The sequence below is a fragment of the Rhodococcus sp. LB1 genome, assembly GCF_001583455.1.
Taxonomy (GTDB): Bacteria; Actinomycetota; Actinomycetes; order Mycobacteriales; family Mycobacteriaceae; genus Rhodococcus_F; species Rhodococcus_F opacus.
This window is the reverse complement of sequence record NZ_LTCZ01000426.1, coordinates 1-17426: the sequence shown is the minus strand read 5'-3', so window position 1 is coordinate 17426 and position 17426 is coordinate 1. Positions and strand designations below refer to the sequence as shown.

Genomic DNA, 17426 nt, shown 5'->3' with positions numbered 1-17426 from the left:
TCCGGTGCGATGACTCGTGCGGTGGAGGACACCGTTGCGTACACGAAGTCGCGGCAGGCGTTCGGGCACAGTCTGTTCGAGTTCCAGAACACGGCGTTCGAGCTCGCCGAGTGCCAGACCATCGCCCGCACCTGTGCGGTGTTCCTGGACCACTGCATCGAGGCGCACCTGCGTGGGGAACTGGACCCGTCCGAGGCGGCGATGGTCAAGTACTGGCTCACCGAGCAGCAGTGCGCGGTGATCGACCGGTGCGTGCAGTTGCACGGCGGTTACGGGTACATGCGCGAGTACCTGATCGCCCGGATGTACGAGGACGCCCGCGTCCAGAAGATCTACGCGGGCGCCAACGAGGTGATGAAGGGAATCATCGCGAAGTCGCTGTAGCCGACGCCGGCTCACACGACACGTCGTACGCCGCCTCGTCGAACCGGCCCAGTCGCTGCCGCATGCGGTCGGTCGACCACGGCCAGTTGAAGCTGTTGCGGCCGTTGACGTCGAGGAAGTAGCTCTGGCAGCCACCGGCGTTGTAGACGGTGGTGGCCAGGGCTTCCTGGACCTGGGCGTTGAACGCGTCCTGCACTTCCCGGCGCGGTTCCATCCTGGTCCACCCGTTGCTCCGGGCACTGGTGACGGCCTGGATCAGGTATTCGAGTTGCGCCTCGAGGATCATGAACGCCGACGTGTGGCCGGTGCCCAGCGCGGGGCCGAGGAGGACGAAGGCGTTGGGGAAGCCCGCGACGGTGGTGCCGAGGTAGGCCTGCGGGCTGCCCTTCCAGTGATCGTCGAGGCTGCGGCCGTCCCCGTCGAACACTGTGGAACCGATCGGCATGTCGAGGATGTGGAAGCCGGTGCCGAAGATGATGGCGTCCACTTCCCGTTCGGCGCCGTCGCGGCCGACGACGACGTTTCCGCGCACCGACTCCACGGCGTCGGCGTGGACCTCGACGTTCGGGCGGGTGAGTGCGGGGTAGTAGGTGTTGGACAGCAGCAGTCGCTTGCAGCCGAGCGTGTAGTCGGGGGTCAATGCCGTGCGCAGCTTCGGATCCCGCACCTGCGCGCGGAGTTGTGCCTTGCCGATCTGCTGGATCACCCGCAGGATCCACGGGTGCCGGAAACCGAGTCCGAGCGATTCCATGATCGTGTACTCGACGCGTCGCAGCGCGCGGATCGCACCCGGTACGCGGCGCAGGATCGCCCGCTCGACGCCGGGCAGGGTGTGATCCGGTTTCGGTAGCACCCACTGCGCGGTGCGCTGGTAGAGATGCAGCGTTTCGACCTGCGGCTGGATCGCCGGGACGAATTGCACCGCGGATGCACCGGTTCCGACGACGGCCACGCGTTTGCCGGTGAGGTCGTAGGTGTGATTCCAGCGAGAGGAATGGAACACCTCGCCGGTGAAGGTGTCGAGGCCGGGGATGGTGGGAACGAGCGGTTCGTTCCACGGTCCGGCGGCGGCGATGACGGCGTTCGCGGTGAACGTGCCTGCGGACGTGTCGACCGTCCACTGCCTGCTCGGTTCGCTCCACTGGGCACGCTGCATCTCGGTGCCGAACTTCACGTGTGCGGGCACCCCGTGTTCGGTGGCGGTGCGCTCGATGTACCGGCGGATCTCCTCCTGTCCGGCGAACAACCGCGACCACTCCCGGTTGGGTGCGAACGAGTAGGAATACAGGGCTGAGGGGACGTCGCACGCACAGCCCGGGTAGGTGTTGTCGCGCCAGGTCCCGCCCAGCGCGTCCCCCTTCTCGAGGATGGCGAAGTTGTCGATTCCGCTCTGCTTCAGACGAATTGCGGCTCCGATGCCGGAGATACCGGCACCGACGATCAGAATGTCGTAATGCTTCATGCGCGTACTCCGTTCGCGAGCTGAGTGCGGGTGGTGACGAGGGAATGTTCGAGTGTGGCGAGCCGGCGCCGGCCGTCCATGAAGTTCGGACCCATGACGGCGAGGTCCTCGGCGGTCGCGTCGAGGCGTATCACCCGGGTGCCCGCCGCCTCCAGCTTCGCTATCTCGGCGTCCAGCCCGGAACTCATCCAGTTCCGCAGCATCAGGCGTTCGATCCGGGCCGCCCCGCGGCCGGCGATGCGGCCGGTCGACGCCATCGGTGCCAGCACGACCACCTCGTCCAGTTCGAGGGGCAGCACCAGGTCGGCGGATGCCGTGGACGCCGCGCCGCCGTCGACGAACCGGCGGCCGCCGAAGTGGACCGGCGGATACCAGCCGGGAATCGCCCACGATGCCCGCAGCGCCTCGGACAGGGTCGCGGTCGGAGCACCGGGTGAGCCGAACGCGACGCGCTCTCCCGTGTCGTAGTCCATGCTCACCAGCCACGTCGCCGGGTGGCGCACCCAGCCGGAGTCGCAGGCGAACCGCTGTGCGAGCCGGTCGAGCCAGGCGGCATCGCCGCGGCCGTGGGGGAGGAGTCCGCTCGCGGCGGTCACGGGTGGGAGCCCGCGGCACAACAGCCCCGGCGAACCGAGGCCCGGCCCGGGGAGTGGCGGGAACCGTCCCGGTGCGGCGGCGAGGTGTCCGTCGAGCGCCGGATGGGTGGGCCCACCGAGCTGCATCGCGAGCAGTTCGTCGACGCCCGCCCCGCCACCCAGCATGGTGACGAGTTCGGCGCCGGCGGACGTGCCCACGAGTACGTCGGCGTCGCGTGGGTCCCAGCCCAACGCGTCGCTCACGGCGACCAGGGCCGCCACGGTCCAGGCCGCGCCGAGCGTGCCGCCGCAACCGAGCACCAGTCCGCGGCTGAGTTGTATGTCACTCGAAGTCATATCTAGAAGCTATCAGAAACCAGATACCGGCGGTATATGAAAATTGGAATATTCTCGCAGGGGCTTCGAGGGAAGGGTGAGCATGGCGCGATTGACCAGGTCGGAGAGTCAGGCGCGCACGCGGGCGCATCTCGTCGCGACTGCGCGCGACCTCTTCCTGGCCGACGGGTACGCGGCCACGTCGCTCGAGAAGGTGGCTGACGAGGCCGGCTATTCCAAGGGGGCGGTGTACTCCAACTTCAAGAACAAGAAGGAACTGTGCCTCGAGGTGCTCGGGCTCATCCACGCCACCAAGGGGCAGGAGATCGCGGAGGCGCTCGGCGGCGGCGACACGATGGAGGAGCGACTCGAGGCGTTCCAGGCCTGGGCGGAGAAGACGCTCGGCGACGTCGGATGGACCATGCTCGAGTTCGAGCTGATCGTGTTGTCCCGCCACGATCCCGAACTCCGCGACGCACTCACCGCCACCCTCGGGGTCGCGCGGGAGATCACGGTGACACTGCTGAAGTCGTTCACCGACTCACTCGGGGTCGTCCTGCCGGTGCCCGCGGAGGATGCGGCCGGCAGCATCCTCAGTCTCGGTGTCGGACTGGGTATTCAGCGCGCCATCGATCCGACCATTTCCGCTCGGGTGGTCACCGACAACTTGCGGGTGCTGCTTTCGGTGTCGCAGGAGGCTCCGACTCCGGGGTCCGTGCCGGGGTGAAATTGGCGCGAGGAGCCGATCCGAGTGGCGCCGCGCGCGTACGGTGAATTCATGAAGCGGTGGAACGCCCTGGCAATTCCCGCTGCCGCCGCGGCTGCGATCGCGTCGTACGACCTAGTTCAGCGACGCCACGCGCTGCTCCGGAATTTTCCCGTGGTCGGGCACGGACGCTATCTGCTCGAGTCGCTCGGCCCGGAACTCCGGCAGTACATTACGACCGGCAACGACGAGGAACGTCCCTTCACCCGGGACCAGCGTCGCTGGGTGTACGCGTCGTCGAAGCGGGTGACCGACACGTTCGGGTTCGGTACGGACAACGACATCGAGTTCACCGACGGCTACACCATCATCAAGCACCGGACGTTCTCGGAGATTCCTCCCTCGGCGATGCCGCATGCCGACGAACATCTCGCGATTCCGTCGGCGAAGATGCTCGGTGCCGCCCGCGGACGGGCGCATGCCTTCCGCCCGCGCTCCATCGTCAACATCTCGGGGATGAGTTTCGGGGCGCTGTCGTCGGCGGCCGTGGTCGCTCTCAACCGCGGTGCCGCTGCCACCGATTGCCTGCACAACACCGGCGAGGGAGGAATCTCCCGATACCACCGGAACGGCGCAGACCTGATCTTCCAGATCGGGACCGCGTATTTCGGCTGCCGCGACGAGGACGGCCGTTTCGACCTGGCGCGGCTTCGGGCGCTGGTCGAGTCGGCGCCGGTGCGGGCCATCGAGATCAAACTCAGCCAGGGCGCGAAACCGGGCCTCGGAGGTCTCCTGCCGGCGGCGAAGGTGACACCGGAGATCGCCGAGATCAGAGGCGTACCGGAGGGCCGTGACTGCATCAGCCCGTCCCGGCACACGGCCTTCCGTGACGTCGACAGCATGCTCGACTGGGTGGAGCTCCTCGCCGCCGAGACGGGGCTGCCGGTCGGGATCAAGTCCGCGGTCGGCGACCCGACGTTCTGGGACCTGCTGGTCGACGCGATGAGCAACTCCGGGCGGGGTGTCGACTTCGTGACCATCGACGGGGGTGAGGGCGGTACCGGCGCTGCACCGCTGGTGTTCACCGACGCGGTCTCGTTGCCGTTCCGCAGCGGCTTCGCGCGCGTGTACGCCAAGTTCGCGGAAGCCGGTCTGACCGACGGCATCACGTTCATAGGCTCGGGCAAGCTGGGCCTGCCCGACAATGCCGTGGCGGCGATGTCGCTCGGATGTGACCTGATCAATGTGGCGCGTGAGCCGATGCTCGCGGTCGGGTGCATCCAGGCGCAGAAGTGCCACACCGATCGGTGCCCGACGGGTGTTGCGACGCAAAACCCCTGGCTCGCACACGGACTCGACGCCGGCATCAAATCGGTCCGGGCCGCGAACTACCTGCGGGCGTTGCGCCGGGACGTATTCAAGGTGGCCGAGGCGTGTGGTGTCGCGCACCCCGGCCTGATCACCGCGTCGGACGTCGAGGTCGCGGACGGCAACCGGCATTCGATCACGCTCGCCGACCTCTACGGTTACCGGACCGGCTGGGGGCTGCCCGGTGACCCCGACCGTGCCGAGATCACCCGCCTGATGAGCGAGGCCGCCGCTGTTCCCGCGGGCGAGACCGGGTCACCAGGAGCGAAGACGGCGCCCTGAGGGCGTGTTACAGCCAGTCGCGTCGGCGGAACAGGATGTAGAGCAGACTGGCCGACGTCACGATCACGATGGTGCTGACGATCATTCCCGACAGCTGCCCGACTCCGGGAAACAAGACGTTCTGACCGAACCACCCGGTCACCGCGGTGGGAACCGCGATGATGGCCGCCCAACCGGTGAGCTTCTTCATGACGGTGTTGAGCCGGGCATCCTGGAGCGACAGATTCGTCTCGAAGACGGTCACCACCATGTCGCGCAACGACTCCGTCCACTCCGCGGCGCGCGTCACGTGGTCGTAGAGATCGGTGTACAAGCTGTCGAGAACCGGCGACTTGTCGCGGTGGGATTCGGCCCGCCCGCGCATGACTGCGCCCACCACCTCCCGCATCGGAAGCACGACGCGACGCAGTTGCACCAGTTCCTTCCGCAGCCGGTACGTACGCTGCTGAATCTCCCGGGTCCGCGCGGACTCGTCGAACAAGCCCTCCTCGAGCGCTTCGATCGCGTCGTCGATCGTCTCGATCGTCTCGAACTGCCCGTCCACGATGGCGTCGAGCAGTCCGTGCAGGAGCGCGAGTGCACCGGAACCCGGTGTGAGCAGTGCGGGGTCCTCCTCCCAGCGCTCCACCACCTGCGACATGTCGAATCGATCGTCCCGCCGCACCGTGATGATCCCGTTCGACACCACGAACGCGGAGACGCGGCTGAGCCGAAGCCGGGAATCGAGAACGCCGAGAGTGCTGACGTCGTCGGTCTCGAACCAGGTGGCGTACGCGGTCACGAACGCATGGCCCGCATAGCGCGTCGCCTTCGGCCGCTCACCGCGGGCGACGGCATCCTCGATGGCGTTCGGATCGAGCGACCACTCGGCCGCCAGCTCGGTCAGGCACTCGTGGTCGGGGTCGCACAGGTCGACCCACACGAGCGCGTTCTCGTCCTTCACTTGTTCGGACACGTCGGCAAGCGGAAAATCCTTGCCCACGCACTCGCCATCGCGCCACACACGGGTCTGCACCAAGTTGAGGGTCACACTCCCAGTCTGCCGAACCATGCCGGCAGGGAAGCGGTTATGACGCGCGATCGGACGAATACCCCCACAGCCAGTCGGTGTACTTGTAGCTCGACGTGTCGCGGGTGCGGAACAGTTCGTTGCGTGCGATGCGGGCGGTGCCGTCGAGGTGCCACAGCTCGCCCCACATGCGTCCGGTAGTGAGGATGCGGTTGCAGCGCGGTGCGCGTTCGGTGTTGACCTCCTTCAAGATCTGCGGCCACGCGGCGTTTCCGCCCGCGGAGAAGTCTTCGGCGGCATAGTCGGCGAGGCACTTCGCGTCCTCGATCGCCATCACGGCTCCCGAGGCCAGGTACTGCAGTGGCGGGTGCGCTGCGTCGCCGAGCAGGATCATCCGCCCGTCCACCCAGTTCTCGATCGGTTCGCGGTCGTACATCGGCCACCACCGGTCCTTCCACAGGTAGTCGATCCCGCGGCGGACGTTCTCGTGGCAGTGCGCGTAGGCCTGTTCGAGCTCCTCGGGGCCACCCCAGTTCTCGATTCCATTCTTGAAACCGGGCGATTCGAACACCGCGACCTGGTTGAGAATTTCGCCGCCGCGCAGCGGGTACTGGATGAAGTGGCACTGCGGTCCGATGTAGCCGACCACGTCCTCGATGTCCTCGTCGAGTTCGACGTCCTGGTACGGGGTGGTGCCCCGGTAGGCGGCGTAGCCCGACGACACGGGTTCGTCGTCCGAGATCTTCCCCCGCAGCCGGGATTTGAGGCCGTCCATGCCGAGCGCGATGTCCGCTTCGTGGGTGCGGCCGTCGTCGGTGCTGACGGTCACCTTGTCACCGTCGGTGATCACGTCGGTGACGGTGACGCCCGTGTGCAGTTCGGCGCCCGCAGCCCGCGCGGCATCGACGAGGGTCGCGTGCAGGTCGCTGCGATGGGTCACGAAGTACGGTCCGCCGTAGCGGGCGCGGAACTCGGCGCCGAGGTCGATCTTGGTGAGCACCTCCGCGGTGACGGCGTCGCGGAACACGATGTTCTTCGGCAGGAAGGCCCGGGAGAGAACGTCGTCGAGCACGCCCCAGGAGTCGAGGATGCGGGCGCCGTGCGGTCCGACCTGCAGTCCGGCACCGACTTCACCGAACTCGGAGGCACGTTCGAACAACGTGACGTTCGCGCCCCTCCGGGCGAGGGCGAGGGCGTTGGCCGCGCCACCGATCCCGCCCCCGGCGATGATGATGTGTGCGTCCTGCAGGTTCGACATGACAGTTCCTTAGTTTCGAGCGTTCGGGGCATGTGAGTGGCAATGCGTGGCGGGGCACGCGGCGGCACTCACGTGGGGGAGGGGAAGCGGCGCCAGATCACGGTGAGCAGCAGTGCGGCGACGAGGGCGCTGACGCCGAAGAGGATGAAATTGGAATCGGCGCCCAGCCCGGCGGCCAGGAGCCAGCCACCGATCTGCGGTGCGGCGACGGCACCGATACGGCCGACACCCAGCGCCCAGCCGAGGGCCGTGCCCCGGAGGTAATCGGGGTAGTAGGACGCGACCGCCGCGATGATGAGGCACTGGGTTCCGTGTGTCCCGACGCCGGCGAGCACGAAGATGACGTAGACCAGCGCCACCGGTGGGCCGGTGAGCAACGTCAGCAACGCGAGACCCGCGAGGAGTGCGGCGACGATGCTCGTGGGGATCGTGCCGAACCGGACGCCGCCCCACGCGGTGACGAACGAGCCCGCCACGGCGCCGAGGTTGAGTGCGAGGGCGAACGTGAGCGCGCTGCCGAGATCGGTGCCCTCGCCCTGCATGAGTTTGGGCAGCCACGTGCCGAGGCCGTACCAGGCGAGCAGGGTTACCACGGTGGCGAGCGCGAACATGATGCTGACGGACCGGAACCGGGTACCGAGCAGTGCGCTGAAGCCGGTTGCCGGCCGCACCTCCGTCGACGTCACCGCGGCGGTGTGGTCGGGCAGCGTCTTCCACGCGATCGGCACCAGTAGGATAAGCGGGACGAGCGCGAAGGCGAACATCGGCTGCCAACCCCAGTTCGGGATGACGGGGATGCCGATCAGTGCCGCGATCGAACCGCCGATGGGAACACCGGACATCATCATCGTGGCCACCGCGGCGCGCCACTTCGCGGGGATCAGCTCTGCGGCAAGTGCGTTGGAGGTGGGAACGAGGCCGCCCAGGCCGAGTCCGGCGATCAGACGCAATGCGCCGAACATGACAGGTCCGGTCGCCAGCGCACACAGTGCGGTGAACACCGACAGGATGATCGCGCATCCGATCACCGCACGTTTGCGTCCCACCACGTCGGAGAGGCGTCCCGCGAGCACCGCGCCGATCATCATCCCGAGGAATGCGAGGCTGCCGAGCGTGCCCGCGGTCGCGGCGCTGATGCCCCACTCCTTCTGCAGGCTCGGGATGACGTTGCCGTAGACGATGAGGTCGTAGCCGTCGAAGACCACGAAGAGCCAGCAGACGACGACGGCGATCGTGGCGTTGCGGTCCAGTCCGACGCGGTTCACCGGTGGCGCCGCAGTGGTGGCAGTGAGGGGCATGAATCGAGGGTGATGCGGCGCACAGCCCGCGTGCAATAAAGTTCTGCTGTGCAGAAGAAGCGAACGATCGAAAAGCCGACGTACATGTTGGAGTCCGTCGACAACGCGTTGCGCCTGCTGCAGATGCTGCGCGACGTCGGCGGGCTGCGGCTCAAGGACGCTGCGGAGGAACTCGGCATCGCGCCATCCACCGCGCACCGGCTGCTGGCGATGCTGGTGTACCGGGGGTTCGCCGTTCAGGACGAGAAACGCATGTACCACCCCGGGTCGGCGATGGGCGCCGGCCCGGCCCAGCGCGGGTGGACGCGCGAGTTCAACGACCTGTGCCGGCCCCACATGGAAGCCCTCGCGATCCTGTGCGGCGAGACCGTCAACCTCGTGATCCGCGTCGGCACCCAGGCGCGCTTCCTGTCGTCCGCCGAGTCGACCGGGATGTTGCGCGTCGGCGACCGCCAGGGTCAGGTCCTCGACGCGGAATTGACTGCGGGGGGACGCATTCTGCTGGCAGAACTGCCGCGAGCGACCCTCGAACAGCTGTACCTGCGGCCCGCGGATCTGCCCGACGACGACCGCGAGTGGGGTGACCGCCGCCTGTCGCCCGACGACTTCGAGCGGTTCCGGCGAGAACTGTCCGCCGCTCGCGCCGTCGGATTCGCCGTCAACGTGCAGCAGACCGAGGAGGGTGTCGCGGCGTTCGGCGTCGCGATCCGGAACCGGGCTCGCACGGCGGTCGGGGCGCTGACGGTGGCTGTGCCGATCACCCGTTTCCGCCAGCACTCGCAGGGGCCGCTGGTGTCGCAGATCAAGAACGCGATCCGCGAGCTCGAGGTGGACATCGCCGACCTCGAACCCTGACCGAGTTTCTGCACAGAAGAATTCTCTATCGGCCGGGACTCCGACCCTCCTAGCGTCGATGCCATGACCGCTACCGAACCGCACGTCGACGACGCTCCGGAGTTGAAACAGCTCTACCACGATTTCGAGGCCGAGCACCTGAATCCGTTGTGGACGCAGCTCGGTGATCTGATGCCGATGACGCCGACGTCGCGGGCGGTGCCGTTCGTGTGGAAGTGGTCGACGCTGTATCCGCTGGCGCAGCGGGCGGGGGATCTGGTGCCGGTCGGCCGCGGCGGGGAACGGCGGGCGATCGCCCTGGCGAACCCGGGATTGGGTGGGGTGCCGTATGTGACGCCGACGTTGTGGGCGGCCATCCAGTATCTGGGCCCGAAGGAGGTGGCCCCCGAGCACCGGCACGCGCAGAACGCCTTCCGGTTCGTCGTGGAGGGGGAGGGGGTGTGGACGGTCGTCAACGGGGATCCGGTGGCGATGCGGCGCGGCGATTTCCTGCTGACCCCGGGCTGGCATTTCCACGGCCACCACAACGAAACCGATCAGCCGATGGCCTGGATCGACGGCCTGGACATCCCGTTCGTGCACTACACCGACACCGGGTTCTTCGAATTCGGATCCGAGAACGTCACCGACGACTCCACCCCCGACGTGTCCCGGTCGGAACGGTTGTGGGCGCATCCGGGGCTGCGACCGCTGGTCGGGTTGGACGCGAAGACGTCCTCACCGATCGCGGCGTACCGGTGGGAGCACACCGACGCCGCGCTGCGCGAGCAACTGGCCTTGGAGGACGAGGGGTATGCGGCGACCACCGAACCCGGTCATGCCGCGGTCCGCTACACCAACCCGACCACCGGCGGCGACGTGATGCCCACGATCCGCGCCGAGTTCCACCGCCTCCGGGCCGGCGCCCACACCCGGCCCCGCCGCGACGTCGGGTCCACCGTCTACCAGGTGTTCGACGGTTCCGGCCGGTTCGTCCTCGACGGCCAGACCCGTGAGGTCGGCACGGGGGACATGATCGTCGTCCCGTCCTGGACGGAGTGGTCGATCGAGGCCGAAACCGAGTTCGACCTGTTCGCGTTCTCCGACGCCCCGATCGTCGAGCGCCTGCACTTTGATCGCACGTACATTTCCGAAGGAGCCTGACAATCCCATGAAGCTTGCCACCCTGCGCCGCAACGGTGCCACCGTCGCCGTCCGCGTCGATTCCGACACCGCCGCCACGATCATCGACGGGTACCCGGACCTGTCCGCCCTGCTGGCCGACCCGGACTGGGAAACGGTCGCGCGGCACGCGTCCGGTGACGTCGTGAGCCTCGAGGGCGCCGATTACGCCCCGGTGGTCCCGCACCCGGGGAAGATCATCTGCGTCGGCTTGAACTACGCCAACCACATCCAGGAGATGGGCCGGGACCTGCCCGAGTACCCGACCCTGTTCTCCAAGTTCAAGGAGGCGTTGACCGGTCCGTACGACGACGTGATCGTCCCGTCGTATGCCGCCGCCCAGTTGGATTGGGAGGGGGAGTTGGCGTTCGTCGTCGGCAGGCAGGCGTACCAGGTGCCGGAGGCGGACGCCGAGCAGTACATCGCCGGGTATTCGGTGATGAACGATTACACGATGCGCGACTACCAGTACCGGACGCTGCAGTGGGATCAGGGCAAGACGTTCGAGAAGACCAGCGGTTTCGGGCCGTTCCTGACGACCACCGACTCGTACACGTTCGGCGGGACCCTGGTCACGAAATTGGAGGGGCAGGTGGTGCAGTCCACCACCACCGACGATCTGGTGTTCACCCCGGCCAGGCTGGTGGAGTACATCTCGCACATCGTGACGTTGCAGCCCGGGGACGTGGTGATCACCGGCACCCCGGGCGGGGTGGGGCACGCCCGTAAGCCCGGTCTCTACATTCAGGACGGGCAGACCGTCGAGGTCACCATCGAGGGCCTGGGCACCGTCCGCAACACGACGATCGTCAAATAAGGGGTGCACCCGGTGGGTTTCCACGATCTCGACTTGTCCGAGCGGCTGCTGATCGCGCGCCGCGGCACCGCGTACTTCGCGCAACGCCTCGCCGAGCTGTCCGATTCCGACCTCGACGGGGAGACCCTCCTGTCCGGGTGGTCGCGGCGGCATCTGCTCGCGCACGTCGGCTACAACGCCGCCGCATTGTGTCGGCTGCTGGACTGGGCCGCCACCGGGGTGCAGACCCCGATGTATGCGTCGCCGGAGCAGCGGGGCCGGGAGATCGCCGAGGGCGCCACCCTGTCGGCGGCGGCGTTGCGGAACCTGTTCGACCACACCGTCGCCCGGCTCGACGAGAAGTGGCGCAACCTGCCCGCCTCGGCGTGGGATGCGCAGGTCCGCACCGCGCAGGGCCGTCTGGTGCCGGTGTCGGAGACGGCGTGGATGCGCACCCGGGAGGTGTGGATCCATGCGGTGGACCTCGGCAACGGCGGCCGGTTCGGCGACTTCCCCGACGTGGTCCTCGAGTCGCTGCTCACCGACATCGTCGGGATGTGGCGGCGCAAGGACCTCGGCGCCGGGCTGATACTCGCGGTCGACGGAGGTGAACCGGTTGTCGTGCAGCCGGATTCACCGCCGGCCGACAAGGTGTCCGGGCCCCTCGCCGCAGTCGTGCGGTGGGCCGCCGGCCGCGGCGCCGTCGGACTCGGCTCAGGCGGAGAGATCCCGGAGCCCCCGCACTGGCTGTGAGCGAGTGTCCCGCTAGTACGACGCCCTGCCACCGCTGGCGTCATAGACGGCCCCGGTCGAGAAGCTGAGCGCCTCCGAGCACAGCCATGCGACGAGTTCGGCGATCTCCTCGGGCCGTCCCATCCGGGCCATCGGGGTCAGGCTCTGCGACCGCGCGAGGATCGCCGGGTCGGTGCCGGCATTCATCGGGCTCTCCACCGCGGCGGGCGCCACCACGTTGGCCAGGACACCGGTTTGCGCGACCTCCTTGCCGAGCGATTTCGTCAGCGCGATCACGGCCGCCTTCGACGCCGAGTAGGCGCTCTGGTTGGGATTTCCGTCCTTCGCGGCGATGCTCGCCAGATTCACGACCCTTCCCCAGCCCGCGTCGGTCATGGCCGGCACGAACGCGCGGCAGAGGAGGAACGTCCCGTCGACGTTGATCCGGAACGTGCGGCGCCAGTCCTCGAGGTCGACGTCCACCAGGGGAGTGGACGGTCCCACGACACCGGCGCTGTTGACGAGTATGTCGACGCGGCCGAGCCGGGCGGCGAGCTTCTGGACGGCGTCGGCGTCGGTGACGTCGAGGTGCTCGTCGGCCCCGGCGGCGACGTCGGCGGTGACGACGCGGACCCCGGCGCCGGCGAGGCGTTTCGCGCACGCCGCACCGATTCCGCTCGCGCCGCCGGTGACGAGCGCGGTCGCGCCCTCGGGATACGTGGCCATGGTGGTTTCTCCTCGCGACTGTGTGCGCATTAGTCTTGTTCTATGTGCGAAATCGGAATGATCGGTTTCGCACTGTGTACGAATTGGAATATATGGGCTGAGCCACACTCGTCAAACTCGCCGAAGGGAATCCGATGGAGATTCGCTGGCTGCAAGCGTTCGTCGCCGTCGCCGAAGAAATGCATTTCGGCAGGGCCGCCGCGCGGCTCCAGATGGCCCAGTCGCCGCTGAGTCAAACGGTGCGCAAACTCGAGAAAGACATCGGCGTGCCGCTGTTCGAGCGGAGCACCCGCAGCGTCGCCCTGACATCTGCCGGCCACACGTTCCTGCCGCACGCCTACCGCATTCTCGAGAGTGTCGACATCGCGCGGCAGGCCACCCGCGCGTCCGCCGGAGGCGTGTACGGCCGCATCAAGATCGGCTTCACCGGCGTGCTCAATCACCTGTCCCTGCCCCCGCTCACCCGCGCGCTCCGGCAGCGCTACCCCGACATCGAACTCACCCTCGTCGGCCGTATCATGACCCGTGACGCCATCACTCAACTCGACAGTGGCGCACTCGATCTCGCGTTCGTCGGACTTCCCGTCGAGACGGCCTCGGTGTCCACCCGGTTGATCCGCCGCGAGCCGTTCGGAGCGGTGCTCCCGGCGGACCACCCGCTCGCGTCGGAGCCGGAGATCGACCTGCGCGACCTCGCCGAAGACGGGTTCGTCACGACACCGCTGTCGGCCGGCTCGGCATTGCAGGAGGTCGCGATGCGGGCATGCGTCGATGCGGGATTCCGTCCCCGCGTGGTGCAGGAGATCACCGACCCGTACATGATCCTGATGCTGGTGGCGACGGGTGTCGGCGTGGCGCTCATGACGTCGGGCATTGCCGCGCTCACGCCCCCGGGCACGGTGTTCGTGCCGCTCACCGGCGAGCCGATCTACATGAACCACGGACTCGCCTGGTCACCGCGTCGGGTCTCCGACGCGCTCCGGGTGGCCCTCGCAGTATCGGAGGATATTCTCCCGACTCCCGATTAGGATGGTTTCGGTCTATATCTAAGACTTTTTTTGCGCTGGACTGCGCATAGTCTGCCATGACACGCTCGTCACGGTCCGGAACTTCGTGTGAGGTGGATCACCTCCGAAGAAGCCTCGCGGCGCACCGGATCCCTGGGACGAAAGGAACACCATGGCAAGCACGTCTACTCGCGACACCGGGGGACAACCGAACGAGAACGCCCGCCGGGCCGCCGTCTCGGGATTCCTCGGCAGCACGCTCGAGTACTACGACTTCTTCATCTACGGGTCCGCGGCAGCGCTGGTCTTCCCGCGGATCTTCTTCCCGGGCGGAGGAGCCACGGCGACCCTGCTGTCGATCGGCACGCTCGGTGTGGCGTACATCGCGCGTCCACTCGGCGCAGTGCTGTGGGGGCATCTCGGGGATCGATACGGGCGCAAGAATTCGCTGCTGGCGTGCCTCCTGCTCATGGGTATCGCGACCGTGGTCGTCGGCTGCCTGCCCACGTACCACCAGATCGGTATCGCCGCGCCCATCATCCTGGTGCTCCTGCGATTGCTGCAGGGCCTGTCCGCCGGCGGCGAATCGCCAGGATCGTCCGCGCTGACGCTCGAACACGCACCGGACAACCGTCGCTCGTTCTACACCTCGTTCACCATGAGCGGCATCATGTTCGGCATCGTCATCTCGAGCCTGGTGTTCATTCCCGTGGCCGCGCTGCCGGACGACGCGCTCTACTCGTGGGGCTGGCGTGTGCCCTTCCTGCTCAGCATCTTCGTGACGGGTGTTGCGGTCTGGCTGCGTCGCAAGCTCGACGAGCCGGAGGTCTTCGAAGAGCTGAAGGAACACGACGACACGGCGGGCATCCCCGTCGTCGAGATGTTCCGCTCGCACTGGCACACCGTGATCCGCATCAGCCTCAGCGCGACATTCGCGATGATCAACACCATCGTCAACGTCTTCGCGCTGGCGTACGCCGTGCAGGTCGCCGGGCTCGAACGCTCCACGATGCTGTGGGCCATCGCCGTCGCCAACTTCGTCGCGGTCCTCACCCAGCCGCTGTTCGGAATGCTCGCCGACCGGATCGGCCGCAAACCGGTCTTCGTGACGGGCGCCGTCGGTGCCGCCGGCATGGTGTTCGTGTTCTTCCACGCGATCGGAACGGGCAGCGCGCCGATGGTGTTCGCGGCCGGCATCGTCCTGATCGGCCTGTTCTACGCGATGCCCAACGGCGTGTACCCGGCGTACTTCCCCGAGCAGTTCCCCGCCAAGGTCCGGTACACCGGAATGGCCGTGAGCCTCATGCTGGGACTGCTGGTCGCCGGCTTCACCCCGGCCATCGCGCAGTGGCTGTCGGCGGGCGACACCGCGAACTGGACCCCGGTCGCCTGGATGTGCCTGGGCTTCGCGCTGCTGTCGTCGGTCGCCGCGCTCACCGGTCCCGAGACGTACCGCACACCCACCGATCAGCTCGGCGAACCCGGCACGACGACGGTCGGCACCCGGCACCAGGCGCTCGTCCGCAACGACGCCTGACCTGCCCGGACCTTCACCATTGCAGGAGATTTTCATGCACCCCGTATCCACCCGGCACCGGATCCGCCTCGTCGGGGCAGGGATCGCCACGTCCCTGTCGCCGGCGCTGCACGAACACGAGGCCGCCGCCCTCGGCCTGACCGACTACCGCTACGACCTGATCGATGTCGCGGCGGAGGGCATCCCCGTCGACAGTTCCGGCGACACGCTGCGGCAGGCCGTCGCAGCGGGTTGCACCGGACTCAACGTCACCCACCCGTGCAAGCAGGTGGTCGTCGACTCCCTCGACGAATTGTCCGACAACGCAAGACTTCTCGGCGCCGTCAACACCGTCGTCGTCCGTGATGGGCGGCTGATCGGTCACAACACCGATCACAGCGGATACCTCGCGGCGCTGCGCCGGGGACTGCCCGACGCTGCGCTCGGCCGCGTCGTCCTCGCCGGTGCGGGCGGTGCCGGTTCGGCCGTCGCCTACGCGCTCGCCGCCGCCGGAGTGGCGGACCTGCGGGTCGCCGACCTCGACCCGGCCCGTGCGGCGGACGTCTGCGCGCGCCTCGCGGCGGCCTTCCCGCAGACGCGGGTCACGGCCATCCCCCTCGACGCGATCGAAGCGAACCTGGAGCACTGCGACGGCGTCGTCAACGCCTCACCGATCGGCATGGTCGGACATCCTGGAACGCCGTTCGACACCGACGCGCTCCATCCCGGACTGTGGGTCGCCGACATCGTCTACCGCCCCCTGCGAACCGAACTCGTCGCGGCAGCAACTGCTCTCGGCTGCGACGTGCTCGACGGCGGTCAGATGCTCGTCGCTCAGGCGGCCGACACGTTCGCCCTCCTCACCGGGGGCACGCCCGACCCCGACCGCATGCGACGTCACCTCGGCGAACTGCTCGCCGATCACTGCGGCCCGACCGTACTCGAGGAGTCCCGATGACCGCGCGTCCGTTCGCCGCACCACTCGACCTGGGTAACGTACGACTGCGCAACCGCTTCGTGTCGGCGCCGATGGAGCGCAACTACTGCGAGGTCGACGGCACGATGACCGACGAGTACATCGCGTACCTCGAGCGCCGTGCGGCGGGCGGCGCAGCACTCGTCTTCACCGAGGCCAGCTACGTGCGGGCCGACGGCAAGGGCCGTATCCGGCAGATGGGCGTGGACGTCGACGAACGCATCCCGGGCATCGCGAAGATGGCCGAGGCGATCCACGCGCACGGCGCGCTCGTCGGCGTCGAACTCAATCACGGCGGCCGCACCGCGCAGGGTTCCGTCAGCGGATTCGTCCCCGTCGCACCGTCACCGATCCCGTGCGCGGTGGTCGGCGGCGAAATGCCCGAGCAACTCGACGGCGACGACATCGAGCACATCATCGAATGCTTCGGCGAGGCCGCCGCGCGCTGTCAGCAGGCCGGGGTCGACGTGATCTCGCTGCACGGCGGTCACGGCTATCTCATCCACCAGTTCCTCTCGCCGGCGTACAACCACCGCGACGACGAGTGGGCCGATCCGGCACAGTTCGTCAACAGGGTGATCGACGCCGTTCGCGCAATGGCACCGGGTGTCGCTCTCGGACTGCGATTCTCGGCGTTCGAGGCCGTCGACGGCGGTCTCGACGCCGAGACGACCCGCGCCCGCATCGACGCGATCGACACCGACCTGCTCGACTTCCTCGACGTCTCCGCCGGCAACTACGAATCCGGGCAGTGGATCATCCAACCCGGCGAGTGGCCCCGCGGACTCCTCGCCCCGTTCTCCGAGCAATACACGCGGGACTTCGACCTCCCCGTCGGGGTCGCAGGCCGGATCAGCTCACCCGAGGTCGCGGCGCAGATCATCGAATCCGGGCAGGCCGACTTCGTCAGCATGGCCCGCACCCTGCACGCAGACCCGGACTTCCCGAACCGCGCGCTGGACGGCGGCCGGTACCGGCC

The 17426-nt window shown here is 67.9% G+C and carries 17 protein-coding genes; 11 read left to right on the top strand and 6 right to left on the bottom strand.

From position 1 onward, the window contains the following. On the top strand, window positions 1-384 hold a 384-nt coding region (locus AZG88_RS44365), incomplete at its 5' end, for an acyl-CoA dehydrogenase family protein (protein ID WP_269455120.1). Here the strand turns inward: AZG88_RS44365 and AZG88_RS44360 are convergent. Together AZG88_RS44360 and AZG88_RS44355 are read right to left on the bottom strand one after the other, a co-directional pair. Further along, window positions 365-1846, bottom strand: coding sequence for a flavin-containing monooxygenase (locus AZG88_RS44360; protein ID WP_061701275.1), 1482 nt, complete (start codon window positions 1844-1846; stop codon window positions 365-367). The two genes, AZG88_RS44365 and AZG88_RS44360, sit on opposite strands and share 20 nt — an antisense overlap. Next, complete coding sequence (locus tag AZG88_RS44355; protein ID WP_061701274.1) at window positions 1843-2778, bottom strand: patatin-like phospholipase family protein; 936 nt, start codon at window positions 2776-2778, stop codon at window positions 1843-1845. Before AZG88_RS44355 ends, AZG88_RS44360 begins: the two co-directional genes overlap by 4 nt. Window positions 2779-2860: 82 nt before the next feature. Between AZG88_RS44355 and AZG88_RS44350 the strand changes: the two genes are divergently transcribed. Together AZG88_RS44350 and AZG88_RS44345 are read left to right on the top strand one after the other, a co-directional pair. Further along, complete coding sequence (locus tag AZG88_RS44350) at window positions 2861-3484, top strand: TetR/AcrR family transcriptional regulator (protein WP_061044340.1); 624 nt, start codon at window positions 2861-2863, stop codon at window positions 3482-3484. A gap of 51 nt (window positions 3485-3535) precedes the next feature. Further along, window positions 3536-5113: an FMN-binding glutamate synthase family protein gene (locus AZG88_RS44345; protein WP_231914416.1), complete on the top strand. Its 1578-nt coding sequence runs from the start codon at window positions 3536-3538 to the stop codon at window positions 5111-5113. A 7-nt stretch (window positions 5114-5120) separates the two neighbouring features. Here the strand turns inward: AZG88_RS44345 and AZG88_RS44340 are convergent, their stop codons facing one another. From AZG88_RS44340 to AZG88_RS44330, 3 genes are all read right to left on the bottom strand, one after another. Continuing rightward, the gene (locus tag AZG88_RS44340; protein WP_061701273.1) at window positions 5121-6143 is read right to left on the bottom strand and encodes a magnesium transporter CorA family protein; all 1023 of its coding nucleotides are present in this window, start codon (window positions 6141-6143) and stop codon (window positions 5121-5123) included. Window positions 6144-6180: 37 nt separating this feature from the next. Beyond that, window positions 6181-7380: an FAD-dependent monooxygenase gene (locus AZG88_RS44335; protein ID WP_061701272.1), complete on the bottom strand. Its 1200-nt coding sequence runs from the start codon at window positions 7378-7380 to the stop codon at window positions 6181-6183. 68 nt (window positions 7381-7448) lie between these two features. Then, entirely contained in the window at window positions 7449-8678 is a 1230-nt protein-coding gene (locus AZG88_RS44330; protein ID WP_025433094.1) for an MFS transporter, read from the bottom strand. A 48-nt stretch (window positions 8679-8726) separates the two neighbouring features. Between AZG88_RS44330 and AZG88_RS44325 the strand changes: the two genes are divergently transcribed. From AZG88_RS44325 to AZG88_RS44310, 4 genes are all read left to right on the top strand, one after another. Beyond that, complete coding sequence (locus AZG88_RS44325; protein WP_005252306.1) at window positions 8727-9533, top strand: IclR family transcriptional regulator; 807 nt, start codon at window positions 8727-8729, stop codon at window positions 9531-9533. A gap of 63 nt (window positions 9534-9596) precedes the next feature. Beyond that, entirely contained in the window at window positions 9597-10676 is a 1080-nt protein-coding gene (locus AZG88_RS44320; protein WP_061044343.1) for a cupin domain-containing protein, read from the top strand. Between the two features lie 7 nt (window positions 10677-10683). Then, window positions 10684-11511 carry a fumarylacetoacetate hydrolase family protein gene (locus AZG88_RS44315; RefSeq protein ID WP_061701271.1) on the top strand — a complete coding sequence of 276 codons (828 nt, stop codon included), beginning with the start codon at window positions 10684-10686 and terminating at the stop codon, window positions 11509-11511. Window positions 11512-11523: 12 nt separating this feature from the next. Then, window positions 11524-12243 (top strand): maleylpyruvate isomerase family mycothiol-dependent enzyme, encoded by a 720-nt coding sequence (locus AZG88_RS44310; protein WP_025433093.1) that lies wholly within the window; start codon window positions 11524-11526, stop codon window positions 12241-12243. Between the two features lie 12 nt (window positions 12244-12255). On the opposite strand, the gene AZG88_RS44305 is transcribed toward AZG88_RS44310, so the two are convergent. Further along, a complete protein-coding gene (locus AZG88_RS44305; RefSeq protein ID WP_061701270.1) occupies window positions 12256-12948 on the bottom strand; it encodes an SDR family NAD(P)-dependent oxidoreductase in 693 nt (230 codons plus the stop codon). Window positions 12949-13082: 134 nt separating this feature from the next. Here AZG88_RS44305 and AZG88_RS44300 point away from each other — a divergent pair, with 134 nt between their 5' ends. From AZG88_RS44300 to AZG88_RS44285, 4 genes are all read left to right on the top strand, one after another. Beyond that, window positions 13083-13976: a LysR family transcriptional regulator gene (locus AZG88_RS44300; RefSeq protein ID WP_061701269.1), complete on the top strand. Its 894-nt coding sequence runs from the start codon at window positions 13083-13085 to the stop codon at window positions 13974-13976. 151 nt (window positions 13977-14127) lie between these two features. After that, window positions 14128-15492, top strand: a complete 1365-nt coding sequence (locus tag AZG88_RS44295) for an MFS transporter (protein ID WP_005252316.1) — start codon at window positions 14128-14130, stop codon at window positions 15490-15492. Window positions 15493-15526: 34 nt separating this feature from the next. Beyond that, window positions 15527-16429 carry a shikimate dehydrogenase gene (locus AZG88_RS44290; RefSeq protein ID WP_061701268.1) on the top strand — a complete coding sequence of 301 codons (903 nt, stop codon included), beginning with the start codon at window positions 15527-15529 and terminating at the stop codon, window positions 16427-16429. Then, on the top strand, window positions 16426-17426 hold a 1001-nt coding region (locus AZG88_RS44285), incomplete at its 3' end, for an NADH:flavin oxidoreductase (RefSeq protein ID WP_197488038.1). The genes AZG88_RS44290 and AZG88_RS44285, both read left to right, overlap by 4 nt.